The organism is Bradyrhizobium sp. USDA 4451, from assembly GCF_054822585.1.
Genome location: NZ_JBTRCH010000001.1, coordinates 83,861 through 104,969, shown reverse-complemented (window position 1 = coordinate 104,969; position 21,109 = coordinate 83,861). Strand labels below are relative to the sequence as shown.

The 21,109-nt window shown below is 57.3% G+C and carries 8 protein-coding genes and 4 pseudogenes; 9 read left to right on the top strand and 3 right to left on the bottom strand.

All coding sequences use genetic code 11. The features are described 5' to 3' along the window. The first annotated feature begins 264 nt into the window (after positions 1-264). The 3 genes from ACVMB0_RS00415 to ACVMB0_RS00405 all read left to right on the top strand — a co-directional run bounded on the left by ACVMB0_RS00415 (position 265) and on the right by ACVMB0_RS00405 (position 7,260). Positions 265-3,465 carry a hypothetical protein gene (locus tag ACVMB0_RS00415; protein WP_461344892.1) on the top strand — a complete coding sequence of 1,067 codons (3,201 nt, stop codon included), beginning with the start codon at positions 265-267 and terminating at the stop codon, positions 3,463-3,465. A 110-nt stretch (positions 3,466-3,575) separates the two neighbouring features. Continuing rightward, positions 3,576-4,946, top strand: a complete 1,371-nt coding sequence (locus ACVMB0_RS00410; RefSeq protein WP_461344891.1) for a hypothetical protein — start codon at positions 3,576-3,578, stop codon at positions 4,944-4,946. Between the two features lie 64 nt (positions 4,947-5,010). Further along, a complete protein-coding gene (locus ACVMB0_RS00405; protein WP_461344890.1) occupies positions 5,011-7,260 on the top strand; it encodes a di-heme-cytochrome C peroxidase in 2,250 nt (749 codons plus the stop codon). 1,710 nt (positions 7,261-8,970) lie between these two features. On the opposite strand, the gene ACVMB0_RS00400 is transcribed toward ACVMB0_RS00405, so the two are convergent. Further along, positions 8,971-9,420 carry an avidin/streptavidin family protein gene (locus ACVMB0_RS00400; RefSeq protein WP_461344889.1) on the bottom strand — a complete coding sequence of 150 codons (450 nt, stop codon included), beginning with the start codon at positions 9,418-9,420 and terminating at the stop codon, positions 8,971-8,973. Positions 9,421-10,861: 1,441 nt separating this feature from the next. Between ACVMB0_RS00400 and ACVMB0_RS00395 the strand changes: the two genes are divergently transcribed. Then, positions 10,862-11,755 (top strand): TauD/TfdA dioxygenase family protein, encoded by an 894-nt coding sequence (locus ACVMB0_RS00395; RefSeq protein ID WP_461344888.1) that lies wholly within the window; start codon positions 10,862-10,864, stop codon positions 11,753-11,755. 991 nt (positions 11,756-12,746) lie between these two features. On the opposite strand, the gene ACVMB0_RS00390 is transcribed toward ACVMB0_RS00395, so the two are convergent. Further along, positions 12,747-13,223 carry an Lrp/AsnC family transcriptional regulator gene (locus tag ACVMB0_RS00390; RefSeq protein ID WP_461344887.1) on the bottom strand — a complete coding sequence of 159 codons (477 nt, stop codon included), beginning with the start codon at positions 13,221-13,223 and terminating at the stop codon, positions 12,747-12,749. Between ACVMB0_RS00390 and ACVMB0_RS00385 the strand changes: the two genes are divergently transcribed. From ACVMB0_RS00385 to ACVMB0_RS00365, 5 genes and pseudogenes are all read left to right on the top strand, one after another. Beyond that, the gene (locus ACVMB0_RS00385; protein ID WP_461344886.1) at positions 13,150-13,683 is read left to right on the top strand and encodes an aldehyde dehydrogenase family protein; all 534 of its coding nucleotides are present in this window, start codon (positions 13,150-13,152) and stop codon (positions 13,681-13,683) included. The two genes, ACVMB0_RS00390 and ACVMB0_RS00385, sit on opposite strands and share 74 nt — an antisense overlap. After that, positions 13,626-14,884, top strand: a pseudogene (locus ACVMB0_RS00380) (aldehyde dehydrogenase family protein). The gene ACVMB0_RS00385 and the pseudogene ACVMB0_RS00380 overlap by 58 nt, the downstream one beginning before the upstream one ends. 9 nt (positions 14,885-14,893) lie before the next feature. Next, positions 14,894-16,283: pseudogene (locus ACVMB0_RS00375) on the top strand (aminotransferase). 257 nt (positions 16,284-16,540) lie between these two features. Then, positions 16,541-17,766 (top strand): annotated as a pseudogene (locus tag ACVMB0_RS00370) (IS3 family transposase). A 947-nt stretch (positions 17,767-18,713) separates the two neighbouring features. Then, positions 18,714-19,898 (top strand): M20 family metallopeptidase, encoded by a 1,185-nt coding sequence (locus tag ACVMB0_RS00365; RefSeq protein ID WP_461344885.1) that lies wholly within the window; start codon positions 18,714-18,716, stop codon positions 19,896-19,898. A 506-nt stretch (positions 19,899-20,404) separates the two neighbouring features. Here the strand turns inward: ACVMB0_RS00365 and ACVMB0_RS00360 are convergent. Next, positions 20,405-20,876, bottom strand: a pseudogene (locus ACVMB0_RS00360) (IS66 family transposase); the annotation flags it as partial. Between the last annotated feature and the right edge of the window lie 233 nt (positions 20,877-21,109).

Here is a 21,109-nt window from a genome sequence, read left to right as displayed (position 1 = left end):
AGATGAAAAACATCGAGCAATCCATTTCGCCTCATCCACATCGAAAATCTCTTGACCGTCCAGCAAAATATTCGATAAATCGCGCCACTACTGCAGGTTAAGTTCATTGTCTTCAACCCGCTGCCCGATAGCGGATCTATTGTTATTCGTTGGGGGCGGCGAGCGCTCTTCGGCATTCGTGCTCGATGAGACCTCGACCGTGTTTGGAATCGAAGCCAATATTTGCTGAGATCTTCTGACGTAGAAAGTTTAGGGGACGAGGCGATGACTGTGCGCGAGCAATTGTTCACACTATTGCGCAACCTGCGATGGATCATCATTCTCTCGGTCGCCATTTCCGTTCTGCTCTACCTGCCGGATCAAATTCAGGAGCTCTACCGAATAGGCGCCGACGACATTGGCTGGACAACTGTCAAAGAGTTCATCGCCATTGGCGTGATCGCGATAACGATTTGGGCGGCTGCGTTTCAGCTCACCGCTGCAACAATAGCTCGCATGCCGCGCGCGACAGGCCGGTTGGCCCTTTATATCAGACTTGCACCCGTCATCCTCGGCGCATTGCCCATACTCGCTGCGACCTTAGGTCAACTCGATTCGCGGCCGGCTGAAAAGATCGGCGAGGTCGAGGAAGTCGGAAGCATCTTCCGTATCCAGGCTCAGGCGCTTGCCTTCGAGCGCAACCTGCTGCTCATCCTGGCCTTCGCCATGCTCATCCTGCTCGTAGCGTTTGTTGTATTTGCCTGGCGGATGGGAGCAAGAGATCGCGCCACCGAGCTCGCGAGCCGGGCGAACAATGCCTATTTCATCCGCTATAGATTTCTTGCGCTCACGATCGCCGGCATCGCGCTATTGACGGCTGGCTTCCTCCTGCTTCCCGATAGGCTTGCGCAATTCGTTGGCTCGTTTGGCGTGATCGCTCTTTTTACAATGTGCGTGGTTGCTCTTTCGACGCACTTTGCGCTGCTGACAATCAGGCTCAATTTCCCGTTCATACCGGTTGTGTTCGGTAGCCTGTTCCTGGTTGCGTCCTTATTTGGAAGTGACGATCACGGCCTGCGTACATTAGCCATCGCAGCCGGCCAGCCGGAAGAGAAGGCCCGCATCTCTGCGGTCGAGGCATTTCGCGAATGGATTTTGCAAAAGCCGCGGGTCGCCGAGGCCAAGAGGCTTGGCGAATATCCCGTGTTCATTGTGGCGGCCCAGGGCGGTGGCATCTATGCAGCCAACAACGCAGCCCGCTTTCTTGCCAGAATGCAGGATCTCTGTCCGGCGTTTCGGCAACATCTGTTTGCGATCAGCGGCGTCTCCGGCGGAAGCGTCGGCTCGGCAGTCTTCGCGGCTGCGCTTCATGCCGACAATGCGCCACTTGATGCGATTGCTCCCGACGCAAAGACATGCCCCAAGATCGCAGACTTTCTCGCCGGCGTCGGTCGCGCCGAGGACATCGACGCGTCCGGGCCGGTAGAACAGCGCGTTGCAAGCGTGTTGGAGACGGATTTTCTCTCGCCTTTGGTTGCCGGCTTTCTTTTTACTGATTTCACCCAGCTGTTTTCTCCGTTCGCGATTCCAAGTTTCGACCGCGCGCGCTTTCTGGAATACACGCTGGAAAATGCCGCAGACCGAATGCTCAGGAACCAGAAGGGGACCGGCGCACAGTCCAACCTGCTGAAGGCCGATTTCCAGTCACATTGGGCGCCAAACAACAATATGCCCGCGCTGTTGCTGAATACGACGGATGCCGGTAGCGGCAAGCGAGTTGTGATCTCTCCCTTCGATATCGACCCGCTGCACGCGAAAGACAAGGACCTTTGCATTCTGGCAATGCTTGATCGCACCGGCATTGGCCCCGATCAAACCGTCACAAGCCGTTCTCTCCACATTCCGCTCAGCGCGGCGGCGTTTACCAGCGCGCGCTTTCCATGGGTGACGCCGGCGGCGACGGTTCCTTTAAAGAATGACTGCATGACCGCCAATCCACAGGCGCGCCTGGTGGACGGTGGCTATGTCGAGAACTCCGGAATCGAGACTGCTCTCGATCTGATCGAGCGTCTCAACAGCATCAAGGGCACTTCCGATGCGCCAAAGTTCCGAATCTATCTTTTGTCGCTGGTGAGCGGCCAGTTCGGAGATCATGGGTCCTTCATGTTCGGTGAGCTCATGGAGCCGGTGCGCGCGCTTTTGAGCACGCGTACCTCGCGGACCTATGTCGCACTCAATCACGCAACCACGATCGATCGCGCGCCGGAAAGCGACCTCGTTGCCAGCGTACAGCGTTTTCCGACATTTGGCCGCACCGAAATAACCGGCTTGTTCTACAGCCTGCCGCTTGGCTGGACCCTGTCTCAGCAAACCGACGATATCATCTCGCTGAGCAGTGGTCGCTTTTGGGATTGCGTGCCAAAGGATGATTTCGATCAATCTCGGACCAAGCAGAGCAATGCTGATTGCCTACAGGTGAAATTGTTTCATCTCTTGAATGGATCCGTCGCATCTGCCTTTGAAACGCTCAGAGATGCTAAGCTCGCCCAAGCTGCTTACGCCGACGAGTTGGGCAAAGAGTACCGGCCCGCTCCAAAGATCAAGCCGCAGCCGCTACTTGCCTGTTACGAGAGGAGGTGGTTGCAGGAGCGCGGCTATCAGAAGTACCGCGACCAAGTTGCCGCCTACGAGCACCAGCTCGCGGTATCGATCAAGGACCATTCGCCGGCTCCGGCGCCCCTGCCGCCATATCGGAAGAGCTATATGGCGTATTTTCAGGCCGAGCAGGTCAAGGCGTTGTTGCAGGAATGGGATCGCGTCGCAGAAACCGATCCGCGGATCCTCGCCTATATACTGGGAGCAATCTCCTACGACAGCGCTGATTTTACCCGCAGCAGCGAGAATTTCTCTTACAGCGCGGTCTCGCAATTGCCGCGCAAATGGCGCGACCGGATCGCCAAAAACAACGCTGATCTGGTGGCGGCGAATAAACCGCCTATCGCGATCGAGGCATTGCTCAATCATCCCAAGGAATTGGCGAATTTTGTTCTTGGCTACGAGGGCAACCCGTTCGGAAACCAGACGGGGACGGACGACGGTTGGCTGTTTCGCCCACGAGGAATGTACCAACTGGTGGGGCGGGAGCAATATCAGGAAGCGCAGAGCCAGATACAAGAAATCGGCGATCTGGAAGGGCTTGATCTCCTCGCGCTCCCCGACGCACTGCGTGATGCGAAGATCTCAGCCAAGGTGGCTTTCGCTCATTTTCAGCGTCATCCCTATCAGAATGGAACATTGTTTGAGCTGCTCAATGATCCGTCAAAGGACTGGATCGCCGTGCGCGCCCTGCAAACAGACATGGACCATGGCCCCCTTGATCGAGAGCGTGTCAATGCAAGAAGTGAGATGTTTTTCAACTGCATAGACGAGGCTTTGCATCCTACTCAACTCAAGACATTGCAAAGCAAGTTTTACGGTAGCGAGTGAACGTCCTTTATCCGCGGCTGCGCGCCAAAATATGCAGAATATGTCGCTGAAGACGGTTGTATCTCGATCAGACGTTCGAGTTTTCAATCTTACATGAGGAATTGCCGACAATGGCGAAAGGTGAAATCCGCCGCTCGATGCTTGGGTGGGTCCTTATAAATCTGCTTGCAGCGGGACTGATCTTCTGCGGTGCTTTGGGACCAGCAACAGCAGAGGCCCAGACGTCATCGAAGCCGCTTTCGGCCAACGACGTGTCCATCCTGTTTCCGCCTCCCAAGACGCCTGCAGACCTCGTCAATTTGATTGCGATCTCCGACCTTGCCGGTCCCGCTGGGGCCGCGCACCGGCTGTTGTCTGATGAGGATTTCGCGCGCTTTATCGCAAACGCCGAAAATCCCGAACGCGAAGGCGTGCCGGACTCCGGCGCGCGCCACATCCATCTGCCGGATGCCGTCAAAAAGATCGATGCCTGGTTCGTTGCGGGCATCCGGATTGATCCGGGAGCACCGGGCCTATCCCCAGACGTCGTCGCCCAGTTTGGACGGCAGCCGCAAATCCGGCTGATCATTCAACCCGTGACCAATGGGCCTGACGGATTCAAGGTCCATGACACTGCCGGCCACCTGATCTTCAGCTTCAACCTCGATCCCGATCCGCCGCTCGAGGGGTGCGCGCCATTCCCGCGCTTCAAGCCTGACGACGCAACTTTCAAGGCGATCATTCGGGACATTGCGGCTCTGCGCGATCAACTTGCCGCTGGAAAGTTCGGCAATGTCAAGATCTCGACTGCCGGCGACATGAACGTGCACCCCGGCCTGGTCGGCTCCTCTGCAAAGCCGTTTCGTGATGCGGTGAAAGCCGTGCTGGAGAAGCATCTCTCGCCGCAACGCCTCAACACTATGGCTGTCATGGGCATTTCACCGCCCGAACCCTGGGTGTTCGTTTCGATGCTAAGGGTGCCGCAGTCCGGGCTGATACCAGTGCCGGGCCCGACGCTCGATGGCCTCCATGCTGCGCAGATGTTCAGCATCGTCGGCGACACGCATGTGGTCCCGCGGCCGGTCACGAATAACCAGAATCCAGTGACCTGCCGCCACGCGGCGCTGCAGAATCCTCCCTTGGCGATTTCCAACCGCAAGGGCGTCTCCACGGCCGATTTCATCGATGGCAACGTTCCCAATAGCCGTGTGCTCGAGATCGTCAACATCGTTGCGGATACGAAGAAGAGCCACTTCTTCAATACCGATTGCGTGAGCTGTCATACCGAGACGGCGCAGCCACTCAAAAGGAAAGTGCAGGGCTTTGCGGTACCCGGTGTAAACCGAGCGGTTCTCCCGAAGGAAGACTGGAATGTTCGCAATTTCGGTTGGTTTCCCTCGTTCTTGCATGGTGGTCCTGCGGCCGCGACCATCACCCGACGCGCCGCAGCCGAGACCGCCGACGTCGTCTCCTTCATCAATAGCCAATTGCTGAACAAGTAAGCAGCGCCATCGTCCGGCGCGCTCGCACAGCGACACGCGCTATTTGAAATGAGGGAGGATTGCCATGGGGGCACGTTCGTTCAGTTCTTGGGCCGGTGGCCGGCTGAGGCGGCTGCCTCACGTCATCGGTCTCTTGGTCGCGATCGTATTCGTCGTGGCGGCACTGGTCGCGGGCATGGCGTACTTTGTACCGGAAAAGCTTCGCGATACGGCGCTCAAGATAAAGAATGGCGCAAATCTGGTTGCCCAGCTGCTGCCGGCGACGCTGCCGGCGCCGTCGAAGATCGATAGCGCATATTGGCTGCCCCAGAACTGGAGCTCGCGGCAGCGTTACTGGTTCCACCATACCACCCAGGGCACCGCGACCATTCCCGTGCCCTATCGCTGGTTCCTGGCTCTCGAACGTCCCGAGCTATCGATCCATTACACGAGCTTGACCGACAATGAATATCTGCGACGCCTTGGTTTTATCCCCAGTCCGAGCTCAAAGGACTTTGATGCGAGCTCACCTGCATACGGCTACCGCGAGGATGCGAAGGGGACAGGCTCCACTTGGACGGCGAGCACGCCCGACAACCCAACGGGCTTGCCGGTCGGTTTCGCAATCCTGAAAGGGGGCATCGATCCGACAACGGGGGCCTTCTACGAAGATCAGATCGGATTAACCTGCGCCGCCTGTCATACCGGTCACCTCGAGTACAAGAATGTCAGCATTCGCTTCGATGGTGGACCTGCGATGGTCAACCTCGGTGAGGTGGAACGGGTCATTGGACTATCGATCGGCTACACGCTGATCCTGCCGTGGCGGTTCGAACGCTTCGCCAACCGGCTGGAAAGCATTGAAGGTCGAAGCATTGATCGCAAGAAGCTGCGAAGTGATCTGGAGCTAGCACTTCAAAAGATCAAAGCTCAAAAAACCGCAAGCGATGGCCTTTTGGCGGGGCAGGGTGTTTCGGATCTCGATGAGGGGTTCGGCCGACTGGATGCCTTGAACCGGATCGGAAACCAGGTCTTCTACACCAATTTCCTGGATCCTGTGACCGGCGAACTCTCCGATCCGCTTCTCAAGAGCAACTTCGCGCGTAACGACGCGCCCGTAAGCTTTCCGCCGATCTGGGACACGCCGTACTTTCTGTGGGCGCAGTATGACGCCTCTGTCCTCAACGAGCTTGTTCGCAATTCCGGCGAAGCGCTCGGCGTCAGCGCGAAAATCAATATGCGGGCACCCGCGCCGGGCCGGCCGCTTTTTGAATCATCCATCCATCTGTTGGACATTGCGCGCTTCGAGGAGCTTTTGCGCGGGACCGATCCATTCTCATCCGCAGAGGCAAGTGGCAGGAAATTCGACGGCCTTGTCGCGCCACGATGGAAGGACGCGCAGGACAGGTTCCCAGGCGACCCGGCCTGGACCATCGACGACAAACTCGTTGAGAAGGGCCGGGATCTTTATCGCTCGCATTGCTTTGAATGCCACCGAGGACCCGTACATGATCCCGCGTTCGACGCAAAGTGGCCGGAAGATTCCTTCTGGAAGCCGGAGAACCCGGATCGATCGGCCAAGGGCGAGAAGAATTGGGTGGAGATCGGCGGACGCCGGTACTTCAACGTCGTTCAGCTGCCGGTGAACGTGATCGGCACCGATCGCCAACAATCCAATGTCCTGACGACGCGGCGTGTTCACTTACCCGACTCGCTCGGTCTGAATCCAGTCGATGATCTCAACAAGACCTGGGGCTGCGGCCTTCCAACAGATCGGTCGGCAGATCCCTTATTTGTGCTGGCGCTGATGGACGTGGTGGGCAAGACGATCGATCAATGGAACGTTACGAACAACTCTCCCGAAACGGTCAAGCAGCAGATGTGGGGGCCGAGGAAAAACTGCCAAAACCCGCGAACGTATGTTGGAGCCCGGGTGAGCCGTAACGGCAAGGACCACGATGTCCTTGCTCTTGAACCTCAATACCGCGCGCGTCCGCTGGACGGCGTTTGGGCAACAGCTCCGTACCTGCACAACGGGTCAGTGCCGACGCTGAAGGACATGTTGTTGCCGCAGGGCCGGCGGCCGAGTTCTTTTTGCGTCGGTAGCCGCAAGTTTGATCCTGTTAACGTCGGGTTGCTTGCGAAAGTGCGAGCGAGCGATGCCTGCGCGCCCGGTCTAACTGACTTCAACGTATCGCTGCTTGGCAACAGCAATCGAGGGCATTCGTTCGAGGGCAAGGAAACTGATATTACGAAGCTGCCGCCTGGAGTCATCGGTCCGGCACTGACTGACGCCGAAAGGCGAGCACTTCTTGAGTATTTAAAGACGTTGTAGAGAAGCCGTTAGCTTGAGAGCTCAGGGTTCGTCACAGGGATACGGAGCAAGCCGATCTGCGGGAAGAATACTGTCGACGTAAGGACTGTGCACGTGTCGAGACATCTTATTCGGTGCCCTTACAAAGAGTTGTCCAATGTCGTCCAGGCATTGAATGACGGCCGTGGTCCTTGGTTTGATGAGCTTCATGTCCAGGGCTCCGCTCAGCTTCGTTGATCAATTGAAGCAGCAGCTGGGCTCTGGCCGCCGAGAGTAGAAGTCCGATGTCCTTTCGGGCCACTAACTCGGGAGGTGCTCCCGCGATCGAGCTTCATACAGATGCGCAGACATCCACTCGGAAGTGAACTCGGGTGCGTACGCCGACATTGGCGCATGAACCGAGCTTGGTCAGAAGAATATTCGACGATCGTTGATGATGTGCCGCGGGCGGATATGTTCACTGGCGGGGCGTTACAAGATGAGCAGGCTATCGAACAATCTTCCTAAGTGTGGCGGCTCGCCAAAGAAGTCAGGCTTGATGACGCGCGAGCCGTTTACTGTATGATAATACAACCATAAGTAACATGGTGTAAAAAGCGTTTCATGCCATTCGTGCTATCGAATTGAGAATATTTTCGTCGGGAAGTTTGCGTTTGCGGTGTACTTCATTGCACCGCCTCGATTGGAGGGGACCTGCTATGCTCGACTCCGAAACCATCGCCTGCCTCCGTCGAGTGCTGGATGAAGTTTGCAAGGGCGTGCCCCGTCACGAGACGGGTACCCGAGCGCACGTCGCTTCCAAAATTCTGGAAGCCGCATCGCGAGGCGAGACTTCCGTTGAAGTTCTCAAGCAAGTTGGGCGAAAGGCCTTGACCGGCGCCCCGTCAATGTGGCCCGAGCAAGGCTCTCGTCGCCACTTAACTGGAGGGAGCGGTTCCGCCGACCCTACCAAACAGGATTAAGCACGTTGATTCGGATCTCTCGGTAGAGCGCCGGCGACGCGATAGCATTCGCGAAGCGGGCCGTCATGGAGGCAGCTCTGAAACGGCCAGGCTTCCGCGGGATGGCTTGGGCCGCGGTAAGGCAGTCATTTACCGGAACATGCGGCTCTCATGAAGCGGGATTGAGCTCATCGGCGATTGATCAAGCAGCCTGCGAGGAATGTGGACAGCTTGGCGAGTAGACACGATGAGCGCGAGATGACTTCCTGGCCGATTAGGACCCACCGATTCACACCAGAAGGTTCAAAGGCGAAGATCGGGCCGACAACGTTGCGTGAGGGGACCATAACAATTGAAGGCTATCGTGGGCGGTCTGCCTATCCGGAGGGCAGGTCTCGGACCGCCACTAGCAAGCGGTATGTTGACTTTAATCAAATCTGCGGAATTTTGGACATCGTGCAAAAATGGCCGGACGGGGCCTTTGAACGCTCCGAATTGGGATGAAGCGCCGCAATGCGTTGCTGCTGATTACCAGGCGACCCGAAGCAGGCCCAGTGAAGAGAAGACGAGCGACGGCGTCAGCGACTTGGGTCGCAAAGCGTGGGCAATCGTGCTGCGTGACGGATAAGCAGACCATTCGCCGCACGCCGCGCGTCAAATCAGCGATGAGTGGCTACTGCGCGCGCAGCTAACCAGAGTTATCATTCGGTTTATGCGCAGGAACCAGCCTTCGGCCGTCTGTTCCAGTCTAGAGTCTAGTGGGATCGAAGCCCGCCATTAGAGTTTGGTGTCACTTCGGGCTCTTTTTTGAGTTCGACAGTTTCTCGCCTGCGTTGCTCTCGGTTGCCGCGCCAGCAACGGACAGCAATTTTGTCCTGTCGCCGGTCTTGAATGTGAAAGTGTCGGCGCCGGCGCTGATGCCGTTCCATACTACCGGCTCTGCGAGTGAGAGCAGCCAAAGTGCCTGAAAACCCGACGCGGAATTGAGCTGCCCGGTCCACACGGTCGTCGAGCCGCATCCGACGAAGTTCACAGTGAAACTGATCGCTGCACCTTGATTGGTTTGAGCCAGCCACCCGGTTGCAGCTTGAGGCACGCCTTCGTCACAGCTATTGCTCGCATTGTTCGTATATGTTCCGGAGATCGCTCCCGTATTCTGGTCAAAGCTGTTGACGCTCAGTGTTGAGCCATATTGGTTCGTCCAGGTCCAGATGGGCTGCGCTTTTGCCGGAGTGGCCATTACCATTCCAAAGCACAAGCACACCAAAGCTATCGATCTCGTCATTTTCCAAGTCTCCAGAGACATCGTTTACTCCATGTAGCTTCCGAAACCGCCAATCCTTCGCCCAGGAACTAACGTTTTCCATATGTGAGCGTCCAAATAGAACGACGCCTAGATTGTGCTTCGGTCGTTGCTGTGCCGATTGCGAGAGCGGTCTCAAATGCCTTCTTTGCCTTGGGATCGCGCGATGAGAAGCCGCCGGCTAAGACGAGCCAGCCTTACATGCTGGCTCGTCTCTACATGCATGGTGACGGAAGCTTACTATGGCACGTCGACAAAACTAAGGGTTGCATGCCGTTTTGGTTGCATGCCGGCGTAGTTGCGCTGATTGTGCATTCTTTCATCGTCTTCTCTCGAACCGTGCATTCTTGGTGCGTGTGTGATCGTGCTCACGCGATTTGCATTGCATTCAGTGCCGTGCTGCCAATAGCAGTGCGGGAGACAAAGATGGCCTGCTAGAATTTACGGCTTGCAATGCAAGAGTGCGAAGTCGCTGTATTGCGCGGAGCCGCACGGCTTCATGCCCGGCCCGCGCCTATTCTGCTGAGTGGGCGCCCAGGAAGCCAAAGATCGCGCTCCCAGAGGCAAATCACGCGCCACTGGACGGAGCCAAACCAGGTCGCGACCCCGGACTACCCACCAACTACCTGAGTCGGCGAGAGCAGATTTCGCAAATCGAGGGATTGAGTCCGTTGTTAAGCTGCAATGGGAGTTGCAGCGTTCGAGTTTTGCGCGGTCTCCTGCTTGGCGAAATCAGAACGAGCAACCCAATAGAACGGCAGACCAGGCGCGCTCATTGAGCAACTTTAAATCGCGAAGAAATGATCGCACTCTCGTAACAGTGGTGCTAGATACGTGCATCGATCTGAGATAGAAGATCGAGTCATCGCCGAAGTGCGGCATTCTGTCCGATTAGCTTCGTGAGAAGGCGGCAAACCAGTTCGTTCTTCGTCATGCGGATGGCCACGGGTGTTGGGTGAGGTGACGAAGCGATCGTTCTTCGAGGATTTTCCAAGGTTGAGTTCGGAGACGAAGCGAACGTTACTCAGGATCGAAAACAAAGCTGGTTTCGTTTCATGGACTTGACATGGATTGTCTCTATGATTTGCGATGTCGGAGCCAGGCTGTTGATCATGCTGCAAATCGGTCGAGCGGCGTTACCCGGAACGCGTCGTCGGATCGTAACGGATAGTGAGGTGCATCACCATGCGGACAGCGTCTGATTACAGGATGATAGGCGGTCTGTGTCGGAGTCAGGATTGGTTCATCGTGCGGCTAAGTAAGTGCGCAGAAGATTGCGTCACAAGGCGCGCGAAATGGCCTGGTTAACCTTTGCCGCGCGTAAAGCCACGATAAGTCGAGGAGCTTTGTTTAGATATCAATAGGCAGAGGCACCGTCATGACCGACACAACGACCATCGGTACAATCATTCCTCGCGCAGACATCGTCAAGCAAGCGCTTCGGCTCGGTGCCGAGGTAAGGAACATCAGGCTATCCGATGATTTGCCGGACGAGGTCGTCGCAGCCATCAAGCAGCTGCTGCTCGAGCATAGAGTCATCTTCTTCCGTGACCAGGGACATCTTAATGACGACGAGCAGCAGCGGTTTGCCATACGGCTCAGCTCGCTCATACCGCATCCCACAACGGTCGACCTAAGGGGAAACTTTGCGACACCGAAAACGCAATTAGATCGCGCGAGCCCTATGAATCTGATGAACATGGACGACAGCCTTGATAGCGTGCGTTCAAAAATCGCGATCCTTCGCGGTGCGGCGACACCGCTTTACGGCGATCACATGGCTTGGTCGAGCACTGCGGCTGCCTATTTTGATCTTCCGGACTCGCTACGAATGCTTGCCGACGATCTCTGGGCTGTTCGCTGCGCCGCTTTCGATTACGCTGTAATGGACCGGGCCACGGAATCTTATAAGAAGTGCTTGGACGATGTATCCACTGGAACAAACTATCAGACGACGCATCCCATCGTTCGCGTCCATCACGAGACCGGAGAGCGTCTCCTTTTGCTCGGTCGGTCCATCCAGCACTTTGTCGGTCTGCAGCGGTATCCCAGTCAAAGACTATTCGAGCGGCTGCAATCGTATATCACTGCACCGGTAAACACGGTGTACTGGACCTGGAAATCCGGCGACATCGCTGTCTGGGATAATCGCGCGACGGAATGCTACCCCCTAAAACCGGGCGGTCGTCATTCGATCGGGGGGCGGGTCACGAGTGGGTCGGGCGTGCCTGCCCTCAAAAGATTGAGTTCGAGGGCCGCCGAGGCGGCCTGATCGGGGCAACTGGTCCGGATCACCAAGGCGCAGCAAGACGAAACAGTTGAGAAGCCCTTGTGGCACGTGCTGGTTCTGGCAGGCCAAGCGAGCCGCATCTCTTGGCCGCTGAAGGCCAGCCGGCACGAACGGGTATTTGTAGCTGAGCCATCTTTTCCTCAGTCTTGCCTCCGCACGCGGGGCATCGCCCGCACGGATTCCACTCAAGCGCCTCACGGACATAATTGAACAATATCCAGGCGGAGCCATCCAGCGTATCCACGAAAATCCGACGTGCGACGTTAGCCTTGTTCTCAGGCCACGGCTTTAAGGTCTTGACGTCGGTGGACCCACGGAAGCAGCCGATCGATGTCGCTGTTCGGATGGCCGTTGCCTGAGCTTGGCTACGAGACGCTCGTGCAGCGGACGCAGGTGCCAGGCGGCGTGGCCGCCCCAGTCCGCCAGCGTACAGCGTAGCTCTGCGAGTCCTTTCGATTGGCGCTTGACGTCCATTTGAGCCGCGCGGCGCGTCGCCGCGGCTTCCAAGTGTCGGACAACGCGTTGACGGGCTCAAGCGCCTTCCAGTCGACGACGTTGGGATCGAACCGCTCCGGGCCGCAAAGGCGCATATGTGGGTGCTCCGGACGGGCGGGGCCGCGGATGGCAACGAGGTATTCGGCGTAGCCCGGAGCGCCGCCTAGAAAGACTTCCAGTTCACCCGTTTATGCGAACTGCATCCATACGGCACCAAGATCGACGGGACCTTGTCGTGTTGGGAGTTAGTGTGCCACAGGGATATCGATTGGTGGAGGGCGCCTGGGAAAGTAATGGCTGTCGATCATACCTTCATGACGAAGACGCCGAGCGATCCTTTCTCAAGAAACTAGAACAAAACGCTTGAGAGTTCTGAATGGAAAGCGGATCTAAATAGGTTGCGAACGTTCAGTCATCCCGGAAGCAATAAAGCAAGGCATTAAGTCCCGAAGACTAAGCAGAAGAAAGAGCGCTCCGTTCACTCCTCCGACGGAGATTCGATCGGAATGGCAAAACCTGTCTTCACACGATCCATAATGACCATCGTTTTGAAACCTTTGATATCCGAGTTCTCATAGAAGAAGCGACGCGTGAACTGCTCATAGTCCTCCATGGTACGGGCGGTGATGTAGAGAACAAAATCGGCGTCGCCAGTGACGTAAAAGCCGTTGACGACCTCGGCCGAGGATTTGATGGCCTTCTTGAACTTGTCAATGATGTCTGAACGCTCTCGTTCGAGGCTCACCAGCACAAGCATCTGGATGGGTCTTCCCGCCGCCCTCGCGGAAACGATCGCGACATCGGCTTCAATTATTCCGTCTGAGCGGAGTCGCTTCAACCGGCGCTGACACGCGGTAGCAGAAAGGCCAGCCATTTCACCGATGACCTCGGAAGTCAGCCGGTTATTTTTCTGGACGATTTCCAGGATACGGGCGTCTATCCGGTCGTATTGCATGATTGAGCTCCAGCCTTCAGGTGCTTTCCGTCGCGAATTGCATGTGCGTTGCAGGAAACCGTCCGATCGACGGGGGAATGCGACGCAAATCCCTTGGCACTATCAGTATCCTGATTGCATGGGCAATTTCAACAAAATGACCGGGTGGGACCCCCAAATGGTAATTCAAAGTACCCAGCACAGAGGTCTGCATTCGGTCGGTCTGGCTAACAGGTATCTGCAAAATCTGCTACGTCGTGATTTTCTGTCCGGAGGAGCACTCATTGATAGTCAGTGGGTCTCGGGCCGCGAACGAGACCACGTAATTGATCCCGCGACGGGCGAAGAGATCGCGGCTGTTCCTCATTGCGGGGCCGGAGAGATGGAGGTGGCCATAGCTGCGGCTGAGCCGTCGTTTCCTGCATGGCGAGAATCCTTGCGACAAAGAGAGGTGCAATTATCCGGACTTGGGCCTCGTTGATGCACGAGCATGAGGAGGAGCTCGCGATCCTGGTGACCAGCGAGCAAGGTAAGCCAGTTGCTGAGGCCCGCCAGGAGATAGCGTACGATGCCAGCTTTCTTGAGTGGTTCGCAGGAGAAGGGGAGCGCGCATACGGGGAGACGATCCCGAGCCATAAGCTTGGATGCCCGCTTCACGTGCGAATGCAGCCAGTAGGTGTCGCGGCGGCGATAGCCCCGTGGAGTTTTCCTATGGCGATGATCAAACGGAAGGCAGGGGCCGCCCTCGCGGCCGGATGTACAATCATTGTGAAGCCTGCTCCTGAGACGCCGTATCTGCGTTGGCGCTGGCTAGGCTGGCGCAGCAGGCTGGGCTCCCGCAAGGCGTGTTTCAGGTGGTCGTCGGCAATCCGATCGAACTCTCGAAGCCCCTGATGAGGGATACGAGAATACGCGCTCTTTCGTTTACGGGTTCTACGGAAGTAGGCTGCTTGCTTCTTGAAGGTGCAGCCGAGATGTCAAGAAGGTATCACTCGAATTGGGTGGTCATGCTCCTTTTCTGGTGTTCGACGATTTCGATCTTGAGAAGGCCGTCGAGGGTGATGGCGGCAAAATTTGCGATGTCTGTTCAGGACTGTTTGGCTGCTAACCGCGTTTACGTTCATAGAAGCGGTGCCTTCGTGGACCAGTTCGCCGCCAGGATAGCTCAACTGAGAATTGGCCATGGTCTGGAGCCAACAGCAGATATCGGGCCAATGACCAAGTTGTCAGTCGCTGACAAATGTAGGTCTCACATCGATAATGCGGTGAAGAAGGGGGTGCGTGTTGTCTCGCCGCAGCAAGGCGCGAGCTTGGGCCCCAATTTCGTCCCGCCAACGCCACTTGGCGATGTGACCGACGACATGCTCATCGCTCGCGAGGAAACATTCGGACCGGTGGTAGCCGTTCTTCCCGTCGATTCGGAAGATGAGGTTATCGCCCGGGCAAACGCTAACGAAATGGGGCTAGCGGGATACGTCTGCACGGACAATCTGCGTCGAGCGATGCGGCTATCAGAGCGAATCGAGTGCGGCATGATCGGTATCAATACCGCCTCGTTTACCAGGCCACCCATTCCATTCGGGGCATGGAAACAATCTGGGCTTGGTCGCGAAGGATCACGACACGGATTAGCAGAGTTTATGGAGCTGAAATACGACTGCTTCGGTCACCTGGCGGCTTAGGAGAGTGACATGGTCGACATCAAGACCGTTGCTGAACGGGATCGCTCAAGTGTTCTGCATCCTTTCACTCAGCTCAAGGAGTTCGCCACCGGTAAGATTGGCGACCCGACCATAGTCACTGGCGCAAAGGGTATCCATATCAAGGACGCAGAGGGCCCGCAGCTATATTGACGGATTCGCCGGCCTTTACTGTGTAAACATCGGCTATGGTCGTACCGAGGTGGCCGAAGCCATCGCGCGCCAAGCTTACAGCTTAGCCTATTACCACACATATGCAGCGCACACGACCGAAGAACTGGCCACACTTTCGGACCGCCTCGTGCGCATGGCGCCTTGCAAGGCAAGTAAAGTGTTTTATGGGCTCTCGGGATCGGATGCCAACGAGACTCAAGCAAAGCTCGTCTGGTACTACAATAATCTACGCGGCCAGCCTAAGAAGAAAAAGATTATCTCGCGTGAGCGCGGATATCATGGTTGCTCGGTGATCTCCGGTTCGATGACTGGCATGTCATTTTATCACGATCATATGGACATGCCCCTCCCGGGCGTTCTGCATACAGGCGCGCCGCATTACTATTGGGGCGCTGAATCGGGCGAGACGGAAGAGAACTTTTCTCGCCGGCGAGCAGCCGAGCTCGAACAATTAATCCTGGGAGAGGGGCCAGAGACGGTTGGTGCTTTCATTGCTGAGCCAGTGCTCGGCACAGGTGGCATCACGCCTCCGCCTGCGGGGTACTGGCGTGAAATCCAGGCGGTGCTAAGACGATACGACGTCCTTTTGATTGCCGATGAGGTCATCTGTGGATTCGGTCGAACCGGCGCGGCCTTCGGTAGCACGCAGTACGGGATCGAACCAGATCTTGTCACGGTCGCTAAAGGGCTGACGTCCGGGTACATGCCGCTTTCGGGAGCCATCATCGGCGAGAAAGTTTACAGGGTCATGGAGGAGGCTGCTGATCGCGTCGGACCATTCTCTCATGGCTATACTTATTCCGGCCATCCAATCGCGGCAGCGGCCGCCAATGCTGTGCTCGACATCGTCGAGAAGGAGCGACTGAGCGATCGTGCCCACACCGTCGGCGCTCACTTTCAAAGGCGACTCAAGGACCGATTTGCACAGCTGGAGATCGTGGGGGAAGTTCGGGGGGTGGGTTTGCTCGGGGCAATCGAGTATGTCGCGAATCGACAAACAAAACGGCGATTTGATCCGGAGTTGAAAGTCGGGCCCCGCATCTCAAAGGCGTCTCGTGATCGCGGGCTTATTGCCCGAGCGATGCCGCATGGAGACATTCTTGGCTTTGCACCGCCTCTCGTTGTTTCGGAGGCTGAGATCGACGAAATCGTTGAGCTGGCCTATCAAGCAACCAAACAAGTGATGGACGAATTGGCGAACAAGTAGAGGTATCGTGAGCACGCAAGTTTGCCTTGCTCGGTCGGCTCCGCGATCCGCGAGCTTACCTTCCGAAAAATAGATGCTCTATGCGCAAGGGGCAGCTAAGCCTCTTGCTTGCCGCCTGCTTCATGACGTTCGCTGACTACCGCCTATTGTGATCGCCGCGCCCGTGCTTCAGGGATGGCCGTAGCAGTCGATTTTGCATGCCAGTTTCTGGACGCCATGCAGGAGGATCTTGACCTGCCCCTGAGTATTTCCTCCAGATGGAGTTAGAGTCCGGCCTGAGCAAGGACGGACAGACGAAGCGAGCAAGGTTCACGGAAGAGCAGATTATCGCAGTGTTGAAGGAGCATGGGGCTGGGGCGACGACAGCTGACCTGGCTCGCAAACACGGAGTCTCCGAAGCGACGATCTACAATTGGAAGGCCAAGTTCGGCGGCATGGAAGCTTCCGAAGCCAAGCGGCTGAAGTCGCCGGAGGAGGAGAACGCGAAGCTGAAGAAGCTTTTGGCCGAGCAGATGCTCGACGCGGCCGCCCTTCGCGACCTTCTGTCAAAAAAATGGTAGGGCCCGCCGCCAAGCGCGCCGCTTTGGCGCACCTGAAGGCCGCGATGGGCTTGTCGGAGCGACGGGCCTGCATGATCGTCGGCGCGGATCGGAGGATGATCCGCTACCGATCTCGCCGCGCTGCGGATACGGAGCTTCGTGTTCGGCTGCGCGACCTCGCCCACGAGCGCCGACGGTTCGGCTACCGTCGGCGGTTCATTCTGCTGCGGCGGGAGGGGGAGCCATCAAGGATCAACCGCATTCACCGGATCTATCGGGAAGAAGGGCTGACGGTCCGCAAGCGGCGGGCTCGCCGCAAGGCCATGGGGTGCCGGGCGCCGATCCCGCTGGAAGCGAAGCCGAATGCGCGCTGGTCGCTGGACTTCGTCCACGACCAGTTCGCCAACGGGCGTCGCTTCCGCATCCTCAACATCGTCGACGATGTCACCAAGGAATGTCTGGGCGCCATTCCTGACACATCGATCTCGGGCCGGCGTGTGGCGCGGGAACTGACGACGGTTGTCGCGCGGCGCAGCAAACCCGGCCTGATCGTCTCCGACAACGGCACCGAACTCACCTGTAACGCCATGCTGGCGTGGTGCTAGGAAACCGGCATCGACTGGCACTTCATCGCACCGGGCAAACCAATGCAGAACGGCTTCGTCGAGAGCTTTAACGGCCGGATGCGTGACGAGCTCCTCAATGAGACGCTGTTCTTCGGTCTCGACGATGCCAGGGCCAAACTCGCGGCATGGGTCGCCGACTACAATGGCGAGCGCCCTCATTCCTCGCAGCAATACCTCACGCCCGCGGCCTGCCTACGCCGCCACTCTCACCGCAACGGACGCTCGGCTGCGCAACCCCGACCAGCTCCGCCGATCGCCCGTTGCTTCCACCGCGCCGCAAGGCCTATAACCCCCGAGACTCTAACTGCCGCTGGATGAAAATTCAGGGGCAGGTCAAACCAGCGGCAATGCGTCAAATGTTCATCGATAGCAGCCGCGTCATTGATATGCGGAAAGTCTCATTGCCAATCCCGACTTCAATCAGCCGAAAAAATTCAGGCCCGAATGCCAAAGGGAACAATCGTCGATTTCGCCAATGGCGTCCACTAGATCCGGGAATCATATCCGATGTCAAATTGCAGTGATGCGAGAGGCTGCAGCGAATGCTGATGCTGGCATGATGCGCACGAAAGACGTTATCCGTCCGGGCGTAAGAAAGTCCGATGCGGCCGCCGGGATCATCGCGGCACTTGTGCGCGGCGTTGATGGCAAGCCCTGCACCGATCTTACTGGCTTCTTCCTATGCGCCTCACCCCGTTGCAGGTTCGTTTTCGCCTGCAGTAGAGGCTGTGCCGATCTTAAGTCTGGTCTAGAAGCGGCAAGTACGTCGCATTACTCGTGCTTAGTGAGCGGGAACCATTGCCGCTCCTGAAGTGTCGGAGCTCAATCTGCTTTGAGGCCGTCTCATCGGCAATCCCGACGTGAATTGTTTATCGTTGTGCAACCTTGGACTTGTAACCTTCGCTCTCAGCCATGAGCCAGTTGCGGACCATGCGAAGGGCAGTAGAAGGGGGCGACGGCCAAAGCCCCGGAGTAGATCTCGAGCACGTGGATACGAGCGCGATGAGAGCCTTCGTGCCGGGCTGTTGTACCTTTTGAGCCGGTCATGCGAATCGAGTGTACGCCCTGTCGCGGGTGGAGTGCAGCCGATACGCGGGGCAGTGGGCTCGCTTTGGCGAAGAATTCATGCACAAAGTTAAGAGACTCAGCTTGATATATACGCTTCACAGCGGAGAAGTTTGCCGATAACCGTTTTAGTACGAGTGTTAGTCTTATGTATTAGATAATGCCCGGGCGGAACGGAGCACATTATAGGGACCGATTCGATGAGTACATGCAGCAACGGCCTTCTGTCAGATGCGGAGAGCGACGCAGTAATCGAGCTGCGCCACGATATGCATCGCGAGCCTGAACTCTCGAACGCGGAGTGGAAAACGCAGGAGCGGATCCGGGCAACATTGCAACGCTTCGACTTGAACGGTGCCAAGACATTCCACAACACTGGCCTGTATATTGATATCGAAGGGCGTGTCTCCGGTCCAAAGCGCGCGGTCGCTGTGCGCGGCGACATTGACGCACTACCGATCCACGAAACGCGAGAGGATCTGCCCTATTGCTCCCAAATCAGTGGTGTCATGCATGCTTGCGGTCATGACATGCACGGCTCGATTGCGCTCGGCATAGCGCTCGCTTTGCATCGGATGCGGGACAACTTCGCAGGTATGGTCCGCGTGTTCTTCCAGCCAGCCGAAGAAGCGGAGCCCCTAGGTGGACGCACGGTTCAAGACGAAAAGTTGCTCGACGGCTTCGATCGGGCTGTCGGTTTTCACGTCAGTCCTGGAATTCCCGCCGGTATGTTCGGCGCCCAGGCAGGCGCGGTAACCAAGTCCGCCGATCAGTTCAAGCTCACCATCACTGGCAAGATGGCGCATGGCGCTTCGCCTCATAACGGCGTCGACGCGATCACCATCGCCGCAGCGTTCGTCAACGAAGTGCAGAAGGTGGTCTCGCGCGAAATGCCGATCGATGATGGCGCGGTCATCACGATCGGCACCATTCATGGCGGCGAGGCGACCAATATCATATGTCCTTCTGTCGTCATGGAGGGAACAATCAGAACAGGTAGCTCGGAGCGCAGGGCGCTATTGTCACAGCGCGTGCGTGAAGTCGCGGAAGCCATCGCTGCAATGCACCGCGGTCGTGCCGAATGTGTCATTCGCCGAGGCGAGCCGGCTGTCGTCAACGATGCCGAAATGGTGAGGAGATTCCGCCAAGTCGTTCAGGATACCGCGGGTCGGGACGCCTTCTTCAGCGAGAGGATGCCGGTGTCAGGGAGCGACGACTTCGGCTTCTACGCCGCATGCGTACCCTCGATTTATTTCTGGCTTGGCACCCGCGCGCCAGGCAACGAGTCGTTTGTGCATACATCGACGTTCGGCGCATCCGATGAACTCATCATCCCGACGACTGTGCTCACCGTCAGATATATTCTGGACTTGCTGAATTCCTGATTGTGGCTGGGGTGCCACGCGCACCTCGCAAACTGCACTGAATCTCTCGCATGCTGAGCGGCCGACTATCGAAGTGGGCTCAGGCTAATTGCTGCCTGTGGTGGTTGAACTAAGCTCGCTCCCGAGCCTCAGGCATTGGCTCAGAGCGGCGTGTCAATGTCAGTCTACTCTCATGCTGTCTCCATATTGCAAGGGATGGGCGTTGTGACGATGCAATCTAGAGCGGTATCAAGGGCGAGCCAGCTGGAGGGAGTGAGCCGTCATCTTGAGGCTCAGCGGGCGTTTTCGGGTGGAGCATGCGCAAGAGGCCGCCGGTGCGCTCGGCGGCAGGTACCGCCGGCGACCCCGAGGGCCGCCCTTTTGGCACGCTCGCTTGAGCGGGTGAAGACGTGACAGCAGCGCGCTCGGTGAAGGGCGACGCTGCAGGTTTGGCTCGATCATCGAGTCCGCCCTTTGTGCTCCGTACGCGTCCGGGCAGGAGCGCCGGTTTGCCGCGGCGTTCGGGCAGCAGCCGTTTTGGACTGTTGGGTCGCCTTCCAATTCCACGGGAGCAGGTCTGCGACTCTGTTGACGGCGTGATCTCGAAGCCTGGCCAGCACGTCAGCGAGCTAGGCTTGCAGACTAACGTCGTTCATCTTGCAGGTTTCGATCAGGGTATAGACAGCGGGGCATGATTGCCGCCAGCATCTGAACCGGCGAAGGTCCAATTTCGTCTTCCGAGAGCTACACCGTGTAAGGCTCGTTCGGCAGCGTTGTTCGAGAGGCAGACGCGGCCATCGTCCAGGAAGCGGGTAAACGAGGCCCAGCGGTTGAGGAGGCAGTTGATCGCCTTTGCAGTATTGTTGCCTGATGAGAGCAAGGTTCGCTGCTGGCGCATCCAGATTTCGAGATCGGCGACGATCGGCCTCGACCGATCACGAGTACCGCAAGCCGCTGTTCCGGCGTTTGGCCGTTGATAGTGCGCTCGATCTCGAACAGTTATATCGGGCCTTGTAGAGCTGGTTGTACCCATCGAATGCATCGGCCTGCATCAGGCCCACGTAGCGGTCAATTGGCCCTTTAATTGCGGCTTGATGTCAAGTTCTCTTTTCCCTTTTGAAGCCATGCGACAAATTGGTAGCGCTCGGCCCGTCGTAGCGGGTCGGGTTGCGGAGACGGGGTGAGCGCGGTACGCATCCGACGGACGCCGTCTTGCGTGACGTGAGGTAATT